Source organism: Mycobacteriales bacterium (genome assembly GCA_030697205.1).
Classification (GTDB): Bacteria; Actinomycetota; Actinomycetes; order Mycobacteriales; family SCTD01; genus JAUYQP01.
Map to the genome: position 1 here is coordinate 1 of JAUYQP010000029.1, position 18,405 is coordinate 18,405.

Here is an 18,405-nt window from a genome sequence, read left to right on the forward strand (position 1 = left end):
GGCGCGGCAGGCGGCGCGGCAGGCGGCCCGGCAGGCGGCCCGGCTGGCGGCCCGGCTGGCGGGGTAGCCGTGATGGCAGCGGTGCGGGCCGCCGCGGGGACACCCGCGCCGGGCCCCCCGTCCGGGCCCGATCCGCGTCCCTGGAGGTCCTGCAGCTGGGTCTCGAGGTAGGCCTTGAGGCGCGTGCGGTACTCCCGCTCGAAGGCCCGCAGGTCCTCGATCTGCGCCTCGAGCTGGGCGCGGCGGGCGGCGAGGTCGCTCATCGCGGCTTCGACCTTGGCGGCGACCTCGGCGTCGACGGCACCGGAGCGGTCCCGGGCCTCTGTGAGGATCTGCTCGGCCTCCCGGCGGGCCTCGGCGACAGCCTCGTCCGCGGTGCGCTGGGCGAGGAGCAGGGTCCGCAGCGCGGCACCCTCGGTCTCTCCTGCGACGACGGGCGCCGACGCCGGCGGCTCGGCGGGCTGCTGCGGGGCGGCCGGTGCGGGCGCCACGGCGCCGGCCACGGGCGCCGGCGCGCCGCCGCGCAGCGCGGAGTTCTCGCGCAGCAACCGCGACAGCTCACCCTCGACCTCGTCGAGGAAGGCGTCGACCTCGTCCAGGGAGTAGCCCCGGAAGGCGATCTTGAACTGCTTGTTGGCGACATCGGACGGTGTCAGCGACACGGGGCTGCCTCTCGAGCGGGGAAGGACGGCTCGGCCCCGGCGGCACCGGGTCGGAGGTCGGGGAGCACGGTGTGGGCGCTCACTTCAGCGGGGCGAGGATCTCGCTGCGGACGACGACGATCAAGATGATCAGGACGAGGAAGCCGAGGTCGAGCGAGATTCCGCCCACGCGCAGCGGTGGGATGAGTCGGCGCAGCGCGTTGAGCGGCGGGTCCGTCACCGAGTAGCAGAGCTCCAGCAGCCCGGCGAGGACACCGCTGGGCCGGAACGATCGGGCGAACATGAAGACGTACTCCATGACCAGCCGGAAGATCAGCAGCAGCCAGAACAGGAACAGCAGCAGGTCGAGCACCTGCGCGACGACGCTCACCAGTCACCTCCCGGGACAGCGACGTACGCCGAGACAGGTGCGGTCGCGTGGGTGCTCATGACGAGAGGGCCGGTCCGGTCAGGACTGGTTGAAGAACCCGCTCTCAGCGATGCGGGCCTTGTCCTCGGCGGTCACCTGGACGTGCTCGGGCGAGAGCAGGAAGACCTTGTTGGTGACCCGCTCGATGCTGCCGTGCAGGCCGAAGATGAGACCGGCGGCGAAGTCGACAAGGCGCTTGGCGTCGGTGTCGTCCATCTCGGTGAGGTTCATGATCACCGGGGTGCCGGCGCGGAAGTGCTCACCGATGGTGCGCGCCTCGTTGTAGGTCCGCGGCTGCAGCGTCGTGATGCGGTAGCTCTCCTCGTAGGCGGGCGCAGGGGCCGGCCGGACGACGGTGTCGAGCGCGACCGCGCCACGGCTCTCGCGAGTGTCGAAGGAGCGGCGGGCGACGACCCTGGCGGGCTCCTCGGCACGGGCGGTGTCGCGGTAACCGCCACGCACGGCGACGCCCTCGTCGTAGTGGTCGTAGGCCGCGTCGTAGTCGTCGTCGGCGTAGCGCCGGTCGCGACCGTCCTCGTCGTCCTCGACCAGGCCGAGGTAGAGGCCCAACTTGCGCATGGCGCCGGGCATGTGAGACCTCCGTGACGTGGACGAGCAGCCGCAGGTGGTGCGGTGCGCAGACTACCGGAGAGGGGGCGTGCGGTGGCCGAGAAGCGCCGTACCGACACGCACGAGCGTCGCGCCGTGGGCGACCGCCTGCTCCAGGTCGCCGCTCATGCCCGCGCTGAGCTCGGTGGCTGCCGGGTGGTCGGCCCGCAGCAGCGCGGCGACGCGAGCCAGCTCGGCGAAGGCCGTGGCCGGCTCGGCACCCCGCGGCGCCACCGCCATCACGCCCTTCAGCCGCAGGCCCTGCGCGGCCTCGACGGCGTCGGCGAGGCCCGGCAGGTCGGCCGCGACCGCACCCCCGCGGGCCGGGTCGCCGTCGAGGCTCAGCTGCAGCAGCACGTCGAGGGTGCGGCCGGCGGCGACCGCGCCCCTGTCGAGCGCGGTGAGCAGCGACGTCCGGTCGAGGGAGTGCACGACGTCGGTGTAACGGGCGACCGACGCCGCCTTGCTGCTCTGGACCGCCCCCACGAAGTGCCAGGTCGGCGGCCGTTCGGCCAGCGCCGCGGCCTTGTCACGGGCCTCCGCGTCGCGGTTCTCCCCGAAGCGGGTCACGCCGAGGTCCTGCAGCAGCCGCACGTCGGACGCGGGCCAGGTCTTGGAGACCGCGATGAGCGCGACCTCGGACGGCTCCCGCCCAGCCGCGCGGCAGGCCGCACTGATCCGCTGGGTGACCTCGGCCAGCCCTGCTGCGAGGTCCTCGCGGCGGGTCACGTGAGGACCACGAGGCCGCCATGCCGGCCGGTCTCGCGGTCGCGGCGGTAGCTGTAGAAGCGGTCGTCGTCGATCGTGCAGGCCTCGACGTGGCGGACCGCGACGCCGAGGCCCGCGAGCAGCCGGGCCGCCCCGGCCCGCAGGTCCACCGACGGGGTTCCCTGCCTGGTGGACGACCGGCTCCCCGGGACGGTGGCCTCGACCTCGTCGGCGAGCTGCTGCGCGACCTCGTAGCAGCAGCGCCCCGCGGCCGGGCCGACGACGGCCGTGACGTCACGCGCGCCGAGGTCGCGCATCGCCTCCACCGTCGCCTGCAGCACGCCCGCGGCGAGGCCCTGCCGACCGGCGTGCGCAGCCCCGACGACCCCGGCGGACGGGTCGGCGAGCAGCACCGGCATGCAGTCGGCGGCGAGCACGAGCAGACCCAGCCCGGGCGTCGCGGTCACGAGCGCGTCGACCCCCGCGATGCCGCCCTGGGCCGCGCGACTGCTGCTGCGGTCGACGACGGCGACCTCACGGCCGTGGACCTGCTGGGCGAGCACGAGGTCGTCGTAGCCAAGGTCGAACGACCGCGCGAGCAGGTCGCGGTTGGCGTGCACGCGACGCCACTCGTCCTCGCCCTTCACCGACAGGTTGAGGCTGTCGTAGGGCGGGGCCGACACGCCACCGGCCCGCGTCGTGAAGCCGCCACGAGCCGGTGCCGGCAGACCCGCGTCGAGAAGATCCCGGAGCAGGTCGGGCACTGCTACTTGAGGAAGTCGGGGACGTCGAGGTCGTCCTCGAACACGACGGTACGACGGGGGGCAGCGGGCGCGGCCGGGGCGGCCGGCGCGCGGTAGCGCTGGGGCTCCGACGGCTCGTAGGTCGGGGCCGCCGGCTCCATGACGGGCTCCTCGACGACCTCGACGACCGGCTCGGGGCGGCGGCGCGGCTCGACGCGGCGCATCGGAGCGGGCGCGCCCGCGTCGAAGCCGGCGGCGATGACCGTGACGCGGACCTCGTCGCCGAGCGCGTCGTCGATGACCGCGCCGAAGATGATGTTGGCGTCGGGGTGGGCGGCATCGGCGACGAGCTGCGCGGCCTCATTGATCTCGAACAGGCCGAGGTCGCTGCCACCGGACACCGACAGCAGGACACCGTGGGCGCCGTCCATGCTCGCCTCGAGCAGCGGGCTCGCGATGGCCATCTCGGCGGCCGCGACCGCGCGGTCGTCGCCGCGGGCGGAGCCGATGCCCATGAGGGCGCTACCGGCACCGCTCATGACCGACTTGACGTCGGCGAAGTCGAGGTTGATCAGGCCCGGCGTCGTGATGAGGTCGGTGATGCCGGAGACACCCGACAGCAGGACCTGGTCGGCGCTCTTGAAGGCGTCCATGACCGAGACCTGCTTGTCGCTGATCGACAGCAGCCGGTCGTTGGGGATGACGATGAGCGTGTCGACCTCGGCGCGCAGGGCCTCGATGCCCTCCTCGGCCTGGGCCGCGCGACGGCGACCCTCGAAGGAGAACGGCCGGGTGACGACACCGATGGTGAGCGCCCCGAGCGAGCGGGCGACGGCCGCGACCACGGGCGCGCCACCGGTGCCGGTGCCACCACCCTCGCCCGCGGTGACGAAGACCATGTCGGCCCCCTTGAGGACCTCCTCGATCTCGTCGCGGTGGTCCTCAGCCGCCTGCCGGCCGACGTCAGGGGCCGCGCCGGCGCCGAGGCCGCGGGTGAGCTCGCGACCCACGTCGAGCTTGACGTCGGCGTCGCTCATGAGCAGCGCCTGCGCGTCGGTGTTGATCGCGATGAACTCGACGCCCTTGAGGCCGACCTCGATCATGCGGTTGACGGCGTTGACGCCACCGCCTCCGATACCGACCACCTTGATAACGGCGAGGTAGTTCTGCGGTGCAGCCACGGTGCGGAGGGCCTCTCGGTTCGCGGTGGCGCGGTCCCGTGCGGGGCCGCGCCGACGTGCTCGGGCGGGGTGACGGTGGCGAGGGGAAGGCACCACCGGCGGCTCGGGCGGGTCCCTCGCCGGCCTCCTCGGAGGCGGCTCGCGACCCTCACCCTCAGGTAGACGCTTACAGTTATGTCAACCTGTGCTTGGTGCCGGAGGCTACGGGAGGGCCTCACCGAGGGTCAACCCGCAGCTGTGCGACACGCGGCACACATCGCACCAGCCCCGGTCGTCAGGCTCACCGGGAGTGACCGCCGGCCCGCGGCTTCTGCGCGTACATGGCCCCGTCGGCCCGCGCGACGAGCCCGGCCGGGTCGTCCGCTCCCCCGCGCGACGTCGCCTCGCCGATGCTCACCCCCACCTGGAGGTCGAGGCTCCGGCCGTCCTCCTTCACGACCCGGACAGGTGCGGCCACGGCGCCGCGCAGGCGCTCCGCGAGCACGGCGAGGTCTCCGGGACCGACGCCCTCAGCGAGCACCACGAACTCGTCGCCGCCGAGCCGCGAGACGGTGTCCGACGGTCGCACGACCTGCGCCAGCCGCTGCGCGACGGCGATGAGGACCCGGTCACCGACGCCGTGCCCGTGCCGGTCGTTCACTAGCTTGAAGCCGTCGAGGTCGAGGAACAGCACCCCCGTGCTGCTCCCGCTGCGCGCGTCCCGGGACAGGGCGGCCCGCAGCCGCTCCTCGAGCAGCGCCCGGTTGGCGAGCCCGGTGAGCGGGTCGCGCACGGCACGCTCCGTGAGGGCTGCAGTCAGCGACCGCAGCTCCTGCTCGGCCTGCCGGCGCTCGGTGATGTCCTGGGCGGACACCGCCAGCCACGCCGGTCGGTCGTCGGAGCCGCGCACGACGGTGACGCCGTGCAGCACCCAGCGGACGCGACCGTCCTCGGTGACGTGGCGCTGCTCCGACGACAGGGCGCTGCTGCGTCCGTGCAGGAGCTCGTCGAGCTCGTCGGTGGCCCCGGACTCCGGCCGCAGCTGGGTGGCGACCTCGACGCCCACGAGGTCCTCGGGGCGACGGTCGAGCAGCGCGGCGTAGGTCGGGTTCGTCCGGATGTAGCGGCCGGCGAGGTCGGCCAGCGCCAGCCCGATCTCCGCGCGCTCGAAGAAGGTCTCGAAGACGTCGGGCGACTCAGCGAGCGTCGTCATCGTCCTACGGGCCGCCTGCGCGCGCCCACCGCTGGCCTGCTCGTCGGAGACGGACTCGGACGGGGCGGGCACTGCGAGACCTCCGGGAGGGGGACGACCAGTCGTACCAGGACAACGCGCGACTAGCAGGGTGCGTGCCCGCGCGTTGTCGTCGTACCCCGTGGTCCGAGGCCCACCCGTCAGCGGGTGGTCGCGACCCCGGGGGTGCTCACGTCGACGACCTTGACGCTGCCCTTCAGCAGCGCCGTCGCCGCGGCCGCCTTGGTCGCCGCGTCGCCCGGCGCACCCCACACGACGGTGCGGCCGCCGCGCAGCTGCAGGCTGACCGCGACGTCGGAGGGTGCGCGCACGACGGCGACGCGGTCACGCAGCGCCTTCGGCAGCTCGCTGAGCACCGCGAGCGCCGCCCGCGTCGCGAGGTCGTCAGGACCGACGTCGGGCACCTGCATCCGGACGGCCCCTGCGGGCAGGGCGGTGGCGGTCCCGAAGGCGACGCCGTCGGCGTCGACGAGGGTCCAGGTGCCCCCGTCGAGGACCCCGACGACGGCGTGGCGCTCGCGGACCGAGACGAGCAGCGTGCTCGGCCAGGACCGGGTCACCTCGACGCTCTCGACGGCGGGCAGCCGCATGACCCGGCGCTCCACGGCACCGGTGTCGACGCGCGCGAGGGGGGTCCCGGCCGGGACACCGGCAGCGAGCTGCACCCGAGAGCTGGTGAGGCGGGAGGTGCCGTCGACGGTGACCTCGGAGACCTTCAGCCAGGGGCTCGCCAGCAGCAGCCAGCCGAGGGCCACGAAGGGCAACAGCGCGAGCAGGCCGAGGGAGGTACGCCGGAGCCGACGCGACCAGCGGTCCTTGCGCGCAGCCCGCACCCGGGCCTGCCGACGGGGCCCCGCGTCGACGACGGCCTTGGGAACGGCACGGGTGCGGACGGCCGTCGCACTGCCACGCCGGGTCGCGGTCGTGCGGGCGCTCCCGCGGCCGCTCTCGCGGGTCGTCGTGCGCGCGGAGGTCCGCGAGGTCGTGCGCGGCGGGCGTGCCGGGCCGGACGTCACGCCTCCCCCGCAAGGACGCGCAGGACCTCCGGCCCGACCAGCGTCACGTCGCCGGCGCCGAGGGTGAGGACCAGGTCGCCGGCGCGGGCGCGGCGGGCCAGCTCGGCCGGCACCGCCGACCAGGACGGCTCGAAGACGACCTGCTCGGCGGGCAGCGGCACGGCCGAGGCGACCGTGGCGCCGGACGCGCCGGGCACGGGGTCCTCGCCGGCGGCGTAGACCTCCATGACGACGACCTCGTCGGCGAGGCCGAGGGCCGTGCCGAACTCCGCGGCGAAGGCGAGCGTGCGGCTGTAGCGGTGCGGCTGGAAGGCGACGACGAGGCGGCCACCGCCGGCGACCTCGCGGGCCGCGGTGAGCTGGGCGACGAGCTCGGTCGGGTGGTGGGCGTAGTCGTCGTAGACCCGGATGCCCTGCGCGGTGCCCTTGAGCTCCATCCGGCGGCGGACGCCGGTGAACAGCGCGAGGCCCTCCACCAGCTGCGCCTCGGGCAGGCCGAGGCCGATGCCGGTGAGCAGAGCCGCGGCGGAGTTGAGGGCGAGGTGGGCGCCGGGGACGGCCAGCTCGACCTGCGGCAGCCGCCGGCCGAGCAGCACCGGTGACCAGGTCGAGGTGGAACCGCTGATGCGCAGTCCGTCGAGCCGCAGGTCGGCGTCGGCGGACACGCCGTAGGTGCGGACGTCGACCCCGCGGGCCCGGGCGTGCTCGGCGAGCCGCACCGCCCCGGGGTCGTCGGCGCAGGTGACGACGAAGCCCGTGACGGTCGCGACGAAGTCCTCGAAGGCACGGTCGACGGCGGCGGCGTCGCCGTAGTGGTCGAGGTGGTCTGCTTCGACGTTGGTGACGATCGCGGCGTGGGGGCGGTAGGCGAGGAAGGAGCCGTCGCTCTCGTCGGCCTCGACGACGAAGAGGTCACCGCTGCCGTGGTGGGCGTTGCTCGCGGCCTCGTTGAGGTCGCCGCCGATGGCGAAGGACGGGTCGGCGCCGCAGTGCTGCACCGCGACGGTGAGCATCGAGGTGGTGGTCGTCTTGCCGTGGGTACCGGCGACCGCGACCCCCCGACGACCGACCATGAGCGCCGCGAGCGCCTCCGCCCGCAGCAGCACCCGCAGGCCGCGCTCGCGGGCGGCGACCAGCTCGGGGTTGGTCTGGCGGATCGCCGAGGACACCACCACGGTGTCGACGTCGTCGACGTGGGTGGCCTCGTGGCCGAGGTGGACGGTCGCCCCGAGCGCGCGCAGCGCGGCGGTGGTGCGGGAGTCCTTGGCATCACTGCCCGAGACGGTCGCGCCGCGGGCGAGCAGCACCCGCGCGATGCCACTCATGCCGGCGCCGCCGATCCCGACGAGGTGGACGCGACCGAGCTCCTCGCTCATCGGCCCCTCACCGACCCCTCCCGGTGGACGCGGCCTCGTGGACCAGCGCGACCAGCGCGGTGTCGGCGTCGCGGTGACCCAGCGACGCCGCCGCGGCGGACATCACCCCGAGCCGACCCGGGTCGGTGACGAGCGGCACGACGCGGTCGCGCACGAAGGCAGGGTCGAGGTCGGCGTCGTCGACGAGGACTCCCCCACCGGCCGCGACGAGGGGGCCGGCGTTGAGGGCCTGCTCGCCGTTGCCGATCGGCAGCGGGACGTAGACCGCGGGCAGCCCGACCGCGGCGAGCTCGGCGCAGGTCATCGCCCCAGCCCTGCACAGCGCGAGGTCGGCGGCGGCGTAGGCGAGGTCCATCCGGTCGACGTAGGCCAGCACGTGGTGGGTGGCGGGCGCGGCAGGACCCAGGTCGGCAGTGACCTGATCGGCCTGCTTCGGCCCGGCGACGTGCAGCACCTGGACACCGGCGGCGGCGAGGTCGGCGGACGCACCGGTGACGGCGCGGTTGAGGCGCTGCGCCCCCTGCGACCCCCCGGTGACGAGCAGCACGGGGCCGGCACCCAGCCCGAAGTGCGCACGCGCCTCGGCGGCGGACGCGGACCGGTCGAGCTGCGACACCGCCCGGCGCAGCGGGATCCCGAGCACGCGTGCACCCCGCAGGCCGCTGCCCTCGACGGCGGCAGCGACGTACGACGTGAAGCGGGCACCGACCCGGTTGGCGAGGCCGGCACGGGCGTTGGCCTCGTGCACGACGTAGGGGGTGCCGCGTCGCTTGGCGGCGAGGTAGGCCGGCAGCGCGACGTAGCCACCGAATCCGACGACGACGTCGGCGCCGACCCGGTCGAGGTGGGCACGGGTCTCCTTGACCGCACGTCGGACCCGGCCGGGGACGCGCAGCAGGTCGAGGGTGGGGCGGCGGGGCAGCGGGACCCGCGGGATCTCGGCGAGGGCGTAGCCGCGGGCGGGGACCAGCCGGGCCTCGAGCCCGCTCGCGGTCCCGAGCGCGGTGATGCCGACCGTCGGGTCGTCGGCCCGCAGCGCGTCGGCGAGCGCGAGCGCGGGCTCGACGTGACCGGCGGTGCCGCCACCGGCGAGCACGACGTGCACCTAGCGCCCCCCGGCGACGGGACGGCGGGAGGCGGTGCGCTGCGCGGGCACCGTGGCGGCGCGCGGGTGGATGAGGCGCTGCAGCGGGCCCTTGTCACGTCGGGCGGCCAGCGCCTGCGGGGCACCGGGCTCGACGCGCGCGAACGACAGCAGCATCCCGATGGCGATCAGGGTGACGAGCAGCGCCGACCCGCCGTAGGAGACGAGCGGGAGCGGTAACCCGGTGATGGGCAGCAGCCCCACGACCGCACCGATGTTGATGACGGCCTGGGCTCCGAGCCACGCCGTGATGCCGGACGCCGCGAGGCGCACGAAGGGGTCGGCGGCCCGCTGAGCGATGCGGACCCCTGAGTAGATGAGGCAGGCGAACAGCGCGAGCACGGTCAGGGTGCCGAGCAGACCGAGCTCCTCGCCGATGATGGCGAAGATGAAGTCGGTGTGGGCCTCGGGCAGGCCGCCCGTCCACTTCTCACGACTGGCGCCGAGCCCGAGGCCGAACCAGCCGCCGGAGGACAGCGCGTAGAGGCCTTGCACCGCCTGGTAGCCGGTGTCGTCGGCGTCGGCGAAGGGGTCGCGAAACGACAGCAGCCGCTCGACCCGGTGCGGCGCGGAGAGCGCGAGCGCCATCCCGATCGCGAGCATCACCCCGAGCAGTCCGCCGAGGTGACGCAGCGGCGCACCGACCACCCAGAGCAGCCCGACGACGGCGGCGCAGATCACGACCGACGTGCCGAGGTCGGGCTGCAGCAGCACCAGCAGCAGGCACAGCGCGCTCACCGGCAGCAGCGGCACGGCGAGGTGCTTCCACTCCACGAGCAGCTTCTTCTTGCGCACCAGCAGGTCTGCGCCCCACAGCACCAGCGCGAGCTTGACCAGCTCGGCGGGCTGCAGGTTGAAACCGCCCCCGATCGGGATCCAGCTCTGCGCGCCGTTGACCTCGTTGCCGATGCCGGGGACGAGCACGACGACGAGCAGCAGCAGCGCCGCGAGCAGCGCCGGATAGGCGAGCCGCCGCCAGGTCTGCACCGACAGCCGAGACGCGACCCACATCAGCGGCAGGCCCAGGCAGACGAAGACGCCCTGCTTCATCGCGGTGGAGAACGACGACCCGGTGTCGGCGAAGGCCCGCACGAACGACGCGGAGAAGACCATGACGAAACCGATGGCCACGAGCAGCAGCGTCGTGGTGAGCAGGACGTGGTACGACGCGAGCGGGCGCTGCAGCACGGGCTGGCGGGCGGGTGGGCGCGCCGGTTGCTTCGGCCGCGCGGGCCTGCTGTCGAGGGCGGTCACGCCAGCTCCCGGACGGCGGCCGCGAACAGCTCGCCGCGCTGTGCGTAGTCGCGGAAGCAGTCCATCGACGCCGCGGCCGGCGCGAGCAGCACCGTGTCGCCGCTGCGGGCGATGCGGTGCGCGTGCGCGACGACCTCGGTCATGGCTGCAGTGTCCAAGCGGGAGACCTCCACGACGGGGAGGTGCGGCGCGTGTCGTGACAGCGCGTGCACCAGCTCGGCACGGTCTGTCCCGAGGAGCACCACCGCACGCAGGTGCGGGACCGCCTGGCGGACCAGCTCGTCGACGTCGGCTCCCTTGAGCAGGCCGCCCGCGATCCAGACCACGTCGTCGTACGCCGCGAGGCTTGCGGCCGCGGCGTGCGGGTTGGTCGCCTTGCTGTCGTCGACCCACCGCACCCCGTCGACCTCGGCGACGAGCGCGTTGCGGTGCGGGTCCGGGACGAACGCCCGCAGGCCGTCGCGGACCGCCTCGGCGGCGACGCCGAAGGACCGCGCGAGGGCCGCGGCGGCCAGGGCGTTGGAGACGTTGTGGCCGCCGGGCACGGACAGGTCGCCGAGCGTCGCGAGCTCGGTCGCCTCCCCCGGCACGTCGGCGAAGGCGCGGTCGACGAGCAGGTCCTCGACCCGGCCGACCTCGCCCGGTCGCGGGACGTGCAGGGTCCAGGTGACCCGCCGGCCGGGGGCGCGTGACAGCAGGGTGCGCACGACCTCGTCGTCGGCGTTGCCGAGGGCCGTGCCACCGGCCCAGATGCGCGCCTTCGCGGCGGCGTAGTCGGCCATCGACCCGTGCCAGTCGAGGTGGTCCGGCGCGAGGTTGAGCACGGCAGCGCTGTGGGGCACGACCGTGGAGGACCAGTGCAGCTGGAAGCTCGATAGCTCGACGGCCAAGACGTCGTAGGGGTCGCTGTCGAGGACCGCCTCGAGCAGCGGCAGCCCGACGTTGCCCGCGGCGACAGCGCGGTGCCCGGCGGCCTGCAGCACCGAGGTGAGCATGCGCACCGTCGTGGTCTTGCCGTTTGTGCCGGTCAGCGCGAGCCACGGCGCGCTGCCGCGCAGCCGCCAGGCCAGCTCGACCTCACCCAGGACCTCGAGGCCCTGCGCCGCCGCCGCAACGAGCAGCGGCGAGTCCGGGCGCCAGCCGGGCGAGGTGACGACAAAGGCCGTGCCGGCGGGCGGCGTCGTGGTGTCGACGACCGCGAACCCCTGCTCCCGCAAGGCCTCGGCCCGCTCCGCGCTCGCGTCGACCACCGTGACCGACGCCCCGAGGTCACGCAGGACCCGTGCTGCCGCGGCCCCGCTCGTCCCTGCGCCCGCGACGAGGACAGCTGCCCCGTCGTACCGGGTCATCCGAGGGGGCCGGTGCTGAGGTACTCGGCGTAGAAGACACCGAGGCCGAAGGCCACGGCAAGTCCCGCGATGATCCAGAACCGCACGATGACGGTGTTCTCGACCCAGCCGGCGAGCTCGAAGTGGTGGTGGATCGGCGCCATGTTGAAGACCCGCTTGCGGGTCATCTTGAACCACCCGACCTGGATGATGACCGACAGCGTCTCGACGACGAAGAGCCCGCCGAGCACGACCAGCAGCAGCTCGGTGCGGGTGACGATGGCCATGCCGGCGAAGGCACCGCCGAGCGCGAGCGAACCGGTGTCGCCCATGAAGATCTTGGCCGGTGAGGCGTTCCACCACAGGAACCCGAAGCACGCGCCCATCGCTGCGGCGGCGACCAGCGCGACGTCCAGCGGGTCCCGGGACGTGTAGCAGCCGGCGGTCAGCTCGCGCAAGCAGCTGTTGCCGAACTGCCAGAAGGCGATGATCACGTACGACGCGAAGACCATCACGCTGGTGCCGGTGGCGAGGCCGTCGAGCCCGTCGGTGAGGTTCACGGCGTTGGACGTCGCGGTGACCATGAGGTACGCGAAGATCACGAACCCGGCCGTGCCGAGCGCGAGGGTCTCGTAGTCGCGGACGAACGACAGGTTGGTCGAGGCGGGGGTGAGCCCGTCGGCGTTCTTGAACTGCAGCGCGCCGATGGCGAACCCGAGCCCGCAGATCAGCTGACCGAAGAACTTGGCTGCCGCGGTGAGACCGAGCGAGCGCTGCTTGCGGATCTTGATGAAGTCGTCGAGGAAGCCGACCAGGCCGAGGCCGGTCATCAGGCCGAGCACGAGCAGGGCGCTGGCGGTGGGGCCGCGGCCAGGCTGGTCGATCACCAGCAGGTGCGCGACGCCGTAGCCGACCAGCGTCGCGAGAATGATGACCGAGCCCCCCATCGTCGGGGTGCCGCGCTTGGTGGCGTGCGACGACGGCCCGTCCTCCCGGATCTCCTGGCCGTAGCCGCGGCGTCGGAAGAGCTTCACGACCAGCGGCGTGCCGAGCAGGGACAGCACGAGCGCGGTGAGCGCCGCGACGAGGACCGATCTCATGTGGAGTCCTCCAGGAGGGCTGCGGCGACCCGCTCCAGACCGGCGGAGCGGGAGGCCTTGACGAGCACGACGTCACCGGGGCGGAGCTCGGCGCGCAGCAGCGCGACGGCGGCCTCGACGTCGTCGACGTGGACCGACTCCGAGCCCCACGAGCCCTCGAGCACGGCGCCGGCGTGGATGCCACCGGCGGCCTGGCCGACGACGACGAGCAGGCCCGGGTCGAGCCGGACGGCGAAGCGGCCGAGGTCCATGTGGGCCTCGCGGGCCCCGTCACCGAGCTCGCCCATCAGGCCGAGCACTGCGACGGTGCGCCGGGTCTTGCCGCGACCCATCACCGCGAGCGTGCGCAGCGCTGCCCGCATCGAGTCGGGGTTGGCGTTGTAGGCGTCGTTGACGACGGTGACGCCGTCGGCCCGCTCCCGGACCTCCATCCGCCAGCGCGACAGCGTCTCGGCGCCCGACAGCCGCTCCGCGACGCCGGTCACGTCGTCGGTCACCCCCGCGGCGAGGACCGACGCGGCCACAGCGAGGGCGTTGGAGACCTGGTGCTCCCCCACCACGCGCAGGGCGACCTTCGCCTCGCCCTGTGGCGCGACGAGCAGGAACGACGCTCGACCGTCACCGTCGACGTCGGCGCCGACCGCGCGGACGTCGGCTCCGGGGCCCGTCCCGAAGGTGGTGACGGGGACCTGCGTGCGGGCGCGCATCGCGAGCACCCGGGGATCGTCGGCGTTCAGCACCGCGGCCTGCGAGGCCGCCTCGACGAGCTCGCCCTTGGCCTGTGCGATCCCCTCGACGGAGCCGAACTCGCCGAGGTGGGCCGAGCCGACGTTGAGGACGGTCGCGACGTGGGGACGAGCCAGCCCGCAGAGGAAGGCGATGTGGCCGACCCCGCGGGCGGAGTACTCCAGCGCGGCGAAGCGGGTCGCTGCGGTGCGGCGCAGCAGGGTCAGCGGCAGGCCGAGCTCGTTGTTGAACGACCCCTGGGGGAACAGCGTGTCGGCGTAGCCGGCGAGGACCTGGCCGAGCAGGTCCTTGGTCGAGGTCTTGCCGCTGCTGCCGGTGACGCCGATCGTCAGCGGCTGCTGCTCGGCGAAGGTCGCGCGGGCCAGCGCCTGCAGCCCGGCCAGGGCATCGGGGACGACGAGCGTGGGGACGTCGAGGGGCAGGTCGCGCTCGCAGAGCACCGCCACAGCACCGCGGTCGACGGCCTGCTGGGCGAAGTCGTGCCCGTCGACCCGCTCGCCGGGCAGCGCGACGAACAGCGCGCCCGGGCCCGCGAGCCGCGAGTCCACCACCACCTCGGTGATCTCGGTGCCCGCTGCTCCGGTTGCGTCCTGCGGGCGGCGTTGCGCCACCGCGCTCGCGACGTAGGACGCAACGGTGGCGAGGGGGGTGGGGATCACCGGGTCACCACCGAGGCGAGGGCCTCGCGCAGGACGAGCCGGTCGTCGAAAGGCGTGACGACACCGCGGACGTCCTGGCCGCTCTCGTGGCCCTTGCCGGCGACGACCACCGCATCGCCCGGCATGGCCTGCGCCACGGCGAGCGCGATGGCCGCGCGACGGTCGGGCTCGACGACGATCCCCTCGAGGTCGGCGTCGAGGTCGATCGTCATGTCGTGCAGGACCAGCAGCGGGTCCTCGCTGCGCGGGTTGTCGCTGGTGAAGACCGCGACGTCCGCGCCGTCAGCAGCGGCCCGCCCCATCAGCGGCCGCTTGCCGCGGTCGCGGTCGCCCCCGCAGCCGAGCACCACGATGACCCTGCCCGGCGTCACGGCTCGCACCGAGCGCAGCAGGGTCGTGACCGCGTCGGGGGTATGGGCGTAGTCGACGACGGCGAGGAACCGCTGGCCGGCGTCGACCCGCTCCATCCGACCAGGCACCCCGGGCAGCGCCGCCACGCCTTCCGCCGCCGCGGCAAGGTCGACCCCGGACACCGCGAGCGCGACGAGCGCCCCTGCGGCGTTGGTGACGTTGAAGGCACCCGGCAGCCGCACCGACGCGGGCTGGTCGACGTCGGGTCCGAGCAGTCGGAACGACGAGCCGTCGCCACGCAGGTCGACGTCGACGACCCGCCACTCCCCCTCGGCACCGAGCCGCGAGACCGGCAGGTCGCCCGCCGCCGCGATCCGCTCGCCGGCTCGGTCGTCGACGTTGACGACCCCCCGGGTGGCCCGGCGGGGGGTGAACAGCTCCGCCTTCGCCGCTTCGTAGTCCTCCATGGAGGCGTGGAAGTCGAGGTGGTCCTGGCTGAGGTTGGTGAAGACGGCGGTGTCGAAGCGCACGCCGTCGACGCGACCGAGCGCGAGCGCGTGGCTGCTGACCTCCATCGAGACCGCCGTGACGCCGCGCTCGCGCATCACCGCGAGCAGCCCCTGCAGGTCGGGCGCCTCGGGGGTGGTGCGGACCGACGGCACGACCAGGTCGCCGACCCGGGTCTCGACCGTGCCGAGCAGCCCGGTGGTGTGTCCGGCCGCCCGCAGCCCCGCATCGAGGAAGAAGGCCGTCGTGGTCTTGCCGTTGGTGCCGGTGACCCCGAGCAGCAGCAGGTCCTTCGCGGGATCGCCGTGGACCCACGCGGCGACGTCGCCGAGCACCGACCTGGGGTCGTCGGTGACGAGCAGGACCACGTCGTACGCCGTGCACCGCTGCGCGCCCGCCGGGTCGGTGAGGACGGCGACCGCTCCGGCAGCGACGGCCGCGTCGACGAAGTCGGCGCCGTGGACGCGGCTGCCCGGCAGCGCGGCGTAGAGGTCACCGGGCTGCACGGCGCGCGAGTCGTGGGTGCAGCCGGTGACGACGAGCCCCTCGAGCGGCCGGCTCGGCACCAGCTGCGGGACCCGCGCGAGCAGGTCCGCGAGGGCGCGGGGAGCCGGCGCCGACGGGCGCACCGGCAGGGCGCCGGTGGGGTCGACAGGCACGGGTCCGAGGCTACCGGCGGGGTGCGGCCGCACCGGGGAGGCGCGTCGTCGCGGCGTCGGCGGCGACGCGGGCCGCGGCTGTGGAGGTGCGCCCGAGCAGCGCCGCCTCGTCGAGCGCGAGGACCGGGCGGCTGCCCGTGGTCGGCGGGATCTTCAGGCTGGTGAGGGCGAAGGTCATGACGTCTTTGAACACCGGGCCCGCGATCGCACCGCCGTAGTAGGAGCCCTTGGGCGCCTGCAGCACGACCGCCACCACGAGACGGGGCTTGTCTGCCGGGGCGAAGCCGACGAACGAGGAGGTGTAGCTCCCGTCGTAGCGGCCGTCGACGACGCGCTGCGCGGTGCCGGTCTTGCCGGCGACGCGGTAGCCGGACACGGCCGCGAGCGGCGCGGTGCCCTCCTCGCTGACGACGCCCTCGAGCATCGTGCGCAGCTGGGTGGCGACGCCGGCCGAGATGACGCGTCGGGGCGGTGCCACCTTCGTGGGCGTGGTGGCACCGTCTGCCGCGACCGTGGCACGCACGATCCTCGGCGTGGCACGGACACCACCGTTGGCCACGGTCGAGTAGACCGATGCCACCTGCACCGCGGTCGCGGAGACACCCTGGCCGATCGGGATCGTCCCGATCGAGGTCCCCGACCAGTCGACCGGCTCCGGCAGGATGCCGCGGCTCTCGCCCGGCAGGCCGAGGCCCGTCTTGTCGCCGAAGCCGAACTTGCGCAGCGCGTCGTAGACCCGCTGCGGACCGAGCTGCTGGGCGACCTGCACGGTCCCGACGTTGCTGGACTTCACCATCACGCCCGTGAAGGTGAGCCGCTCGACGGGGTGGGAGTGCGAGTCGTGGATGACGCGGTTGGCGACCTGGATGCGGTCCGGCACGGTGAGCACCGTGTCGGGCGTGACGATCCCGGCCTCGAGCGCCGCCGCCGCAGTGATGATCTTGTTGACGGAGCCGGGCTCGTAGGGGTCGGAGATCCCGGGGTTGCGCAGCTGCGCCCCGGTGACACCGCGCCGGTCGTCGGGGTTGAAGGTCGGGGCGCTCGCGAAGGCCAGCAGCTCGCCGGTCTTCGGGTCCATCACGACGACGGTGCCGCTCTCGGCCCGCGTCTCGGCGACCTTCTTGGCGAGCACCGACTGGGCGTACCACTGCAGGTAGCGGTCCAGGGTCAGCTGCACGTCGCTGCCGGGAACCGGCGCCACGACCGACTTCTCCGCCGTCGGGATGGTGCGCCCGGAGCCGTCGACCTGGCTGGTCGTGCGCCCGGGGGTGCCGGCGAGGGTGGTGTGCCAGCCGGACTCGACACCGGCGAGGCCCTTCGCGCCGTCGGTGTCCATGAAGCCGACGACGTTGGCCGCGAGGTCGCCGCCGGGGTGCACCCGCTTGGGCTCGGTCAGCACGCCGATGCCGGGGACGCGGCCCGCGCGCAGGAGCTCCTTGAGGGCGGCGCCCCGCTCAGGGTCGAGCCCGCGGGCGAGGTAGACGAAGGCACTGCTGCGCCCCAGCTTCTCCTCGACCTCCGCGACCGGTCGGTCGATGAGCGGCGCCACGAAGGCGGCGATCGACGCCGCGTCGCAGGGGTTCGCGGCCTTGTCGACGCCGTCGCGGCAGACCGCCTTGCGGATGACGCGCGGCTCGCCGAAGACCGCGCGCGCCTCGACGGTGATCGCGATCGGCTCGCCGTGGCGGTCGGTGATGTCGCCGCGGGTCGCGGCCAGCACGCTGCTCTGGGTGCGCTGGGTGCTCGCGGCCAGCGAGTACGGCTCGCGGTCGACGCCCTGCAGCCACACCAGCCGGGCCGCGAAGCCCGCGAGGACCAGCAGCACCAGCACCAGCCCGCCGCGCAGGCGCACGGCGGGACGACCGAGCGGAGTACGCCGGGGGCGGCGCGCCGCGGGCCGCCTCGCCGGCGGCCGCTGCGGCCCCCGCGCCGGTGTACGCGTCGCTGTACGGGCCGTCGCGGTACGGGTGGCCGTGCGGGACGTGACGGCGCGTGGGGAGTCAGCGCGAGCGGAGGCACCGCGCGGCGCGGCAGCACGCGGCGCGGCAGCACGCGGTGCGGCAGCACGCGGTGTGGCACCGCGCGGTGCGGCAGGACGCGGTGTGGCGGTGCGAGGCGTGGAGGGACGCGGGGGACGCTGGCTCGCGGAGCCGGCCGGAGGGGCGGGGCGGCGGGGCGGCTGCGTCACCGGGCGGCTCCAGACGCTCGTGGGGCAGGGCTGGCCTTGCGGGGTGCGGTCCAGGTGGTCGACCCGGTCGCAGGCGCACCGCTCGCCCGAGCCGCCGGCTGCGCCGCTGCGGTGGCGACCGGTGCCGGCGGGGCGGGCGGGGGCGGGGCGACGCCGGCGACCGGGGTCCCGAGGACGGCGCCGTCGGAGAGCCGCAGCGACACCGGTGGGCCGCCTGGCACCATGCCGAGGTCCTTGGCGCGCTGCGCGAGCGACCCGGGGGCGCGCAGCAGCTCGACCTGGCGCTGCAGGACCTGCTCGCGGGTCGCGAGGTCGCGGGCCTCCGCCTCGAGGGAGTGCAGCCGGAAGGCGCCCTCGGCAAGAACGGTGTTGAGGGCGAGCAGCCCGAGCAGGCCGGTGCCCAGCAGCGCGACGACGACGGCCACGAAGGGCATCCGCGCGGCGGTGGTGCGAGCCTGCGGGACGAGCCGGAGCAGCGGGGCGGCAGCGCCGCCGCGGGCGGGACGGCCGGGCGCGCCGACGACGGCACCGGC

General features: G+C 74.5%; 17 protein-coding genes. All 17 read right to left on the minus strand.

Annotation, left to right across the window (positions count from 1 at the left end; translation table 11 throughout):
- Positions 1-662 (minus strand): DivIVA domain-containing protein (locus tag Q8R60_09150; GenBank protein MDP3712636.1); only part of this gene is annotated, 662 nt, incomplete at its 3' end.
- A gap of 79 nt (positions 663-741) precedes the next feature.
- Positions 742-1,032 (minus strand): YggT family protein, encoded by a 291-nt coding sequence (locus Q8R60_09155; protein ID MDP3712637.1) that lies wholly within the window; start codon positions 1,030-1,032, stop codon positions 742-744.
- 78 nt (positions 1,033-1,110) lie between these two features.
- The gene (sepF, locus tag Q8R60_09160) at positions 1,111-1,662 is read right to left on the minus strand and encodes a cell division protein SepF (GenBank protein ID MDP3712638.1); all 552 of its coding nucleotides are present in this window, start codon (positions 1,660-1,662) and stop codon (positions 1,111-1,113) included.
- 51 nt (positions 1,663-1,713) lie between these two features.
- A complete protein-coding gene (locus Q8R60_09165) occupies positions 1,714-2,409 on the minus strand; it encodes a YggS family pyridoxal phosphate-dependent enzyme (GenBank protein ID MDP3712639.1) in 696 nt (231 codons plus the stop codon).
- Positions 2,406-3,143 carry a peptidoglycan editing factor PgeF gene (gene pgeF / locus Q8R60_09170; protein MDP3712640.1) on the minus strand — a complete coding sequence of 246 codons (738 nt, stop codon included), beginning with the start codon at positions 3,141-3,143 and terminating at the stop codon, positions 2,406-2,408. The genes Q8R60_09165 and pgeF overlap by 4 nt, the downstream gene beginning before the upstream one ends.
- An 11-nt stretch (positions 3,144-3,154) precedes the next feature.
- Positions 3,155-4,312 (minus strand): cell division protein FtsZ, encoded by a 1,158-nt coding sequence (gene ftsZ, locus Q8R60_09175; protein ID MDP3712641.1) that lies wholly within the window; start codon positions 4,310-4,312, stop codon positions 3,155-3,157.
- Positions 4,313-4,592: 280 nt separating this feature from the next.
- Complete coding sequence (locus Q8R60_09180) at positions 4,593-5,576, minus strand: diguanylate cyclase (GenBank protein ID MDP3712642.1); 984 nt, start codon at positions 5,574-5,576, stop codon at positions 4,593-4,595.
- Between the two features lie 107 nt (positions 5,577-5,683).
- A complete protein-coding gene (locus tag Q8R60_09185) occupies positions 5,684-6,559 on the minus strand; it encodes an FtsQ-type POTRA domain-containing protein (GenBank protein MDP3712643.1) in 876 nt (291 codons plus the stop codon).
- Positions 6,556-7,935, minus strand: a complete 1,380-nt coding sequence (murC, locus tag Q8R60_09190; protein ID MDP3712644.1) for a UDP-N-acetylmuramate--L-alanine ligase — start codon at positions 7,933-7,935, stop codon at positions 6,556-6,558. The genes Q8R60_09185 and murC overlap by 4 nt, the downstream gene beginning before the upstream one ends.
- A gap of 7 nt (positions 7,936-7,942) precedes the next feature.
- On the minus strand, positions 7,943-9,040 hold the full coding sequence (gene murG, locus Q8R60_09195; GenBank protein MDP3712645.1) for an undecaprenyldiphospho-muramoylpentapeptide beta-N-acetylglucosaminyltransferase: 1,098 nt from the start codon (positions 9,038-9,040) through the stop codon (positions 7,943-7,945).
- Positions 9,041-10,333, minus strand: a complete 1,293-nt coding sequence (gene ftsW / locus Q8R60_09200) for a putative lipid II flippase FtsW (protein MDP3712646.1) — start codon at positions 10,331-10,333, stop codon at positions 9,041-9,043. It lies immediately after the preceding gene.
- Positions 10,330-11,682, minus strand: a complete 1,353-nt coding sequence (murD, locus tag Q8R60_09205) for a UDP-N-acetylmuramoyl-L-alanine--D-glutamate ligase (protein MDP3712647.1) — start codon at positions 11,680-11,682, stop codon at positions 10,330-10,332. The genes ftsW and murD overlap by 4 nt, the downstream gene beginning before the upstream one ends.
- Positions 11,679-12,761 carry a phospho-N-acetylmuramoyl-pentapeptide-transferase gene (gene mraY, locus Q8R60_09210; protein ID MDP3712648.1) on the minus strand — a complete coding sequence of 361 codons (1,083 nt, stop codon included), beginning with the start codon at positions 12,759-12,761 and terminating at the stop codon, positions 11,679-11,681. The genes murD and mraY overlap by 4 nt, the downstream gene beginning before the upstream one ends.
- Positions 12,758-14,167 (minus strand): UDP-N-acetylmuramoyl-tripeptide--D-alanyl-D-alanine ligase, encoded by a 1,410-nt coding sequence (gene murF, locus Q8R60_09215; GenBank protein MDP3712649.1) that lies wholly within the window; start codon positions 14,165-14,167, stop codon positions 12,758-12,760. Before murF ends, mraY begins: the two co-directional genes overlap by 4 nt.
- Complete coding sequence (locus Q8R60_09220; protein ID MDP3712650.1) at positions 14,164-15,684, minus strand: UDP-N-acetylmuramoyl-L-alanyl-D-glutamate--2,6-diaminopimelate ligase; 1,521 nt, start codon at positions 15,682-15,684, stop codon at positions 14,164-14,166. Before Q8R60_09220 ends, murF begins: the two co-directional genes overlap by 4 nt.
- A 10-nt stretch (positions 15,685-15,694) precedes the next feature.
- Positions 15,695-17,536 carry a penicillin-binding protein 2 gene (locus Q8R60_09225; protein MDP3712651.1) on the minus strand — a complete coding sequence of 614 codons (1,842 nt, stop codon included), beginning with the start codon at positions 17,534-17,536 and terminating at the stop codon, positions 15,695-15,697.
- Positions 17,537-17,868: 332 nt separating this feature from the next.
- Positions 17,869-18,405: hypothetical protein (locus tag Q8R60_09230; GenBank protein MDP3712652.1), on the minus strand; the 537-nt coding region annotated here is incomplete at its 5' end.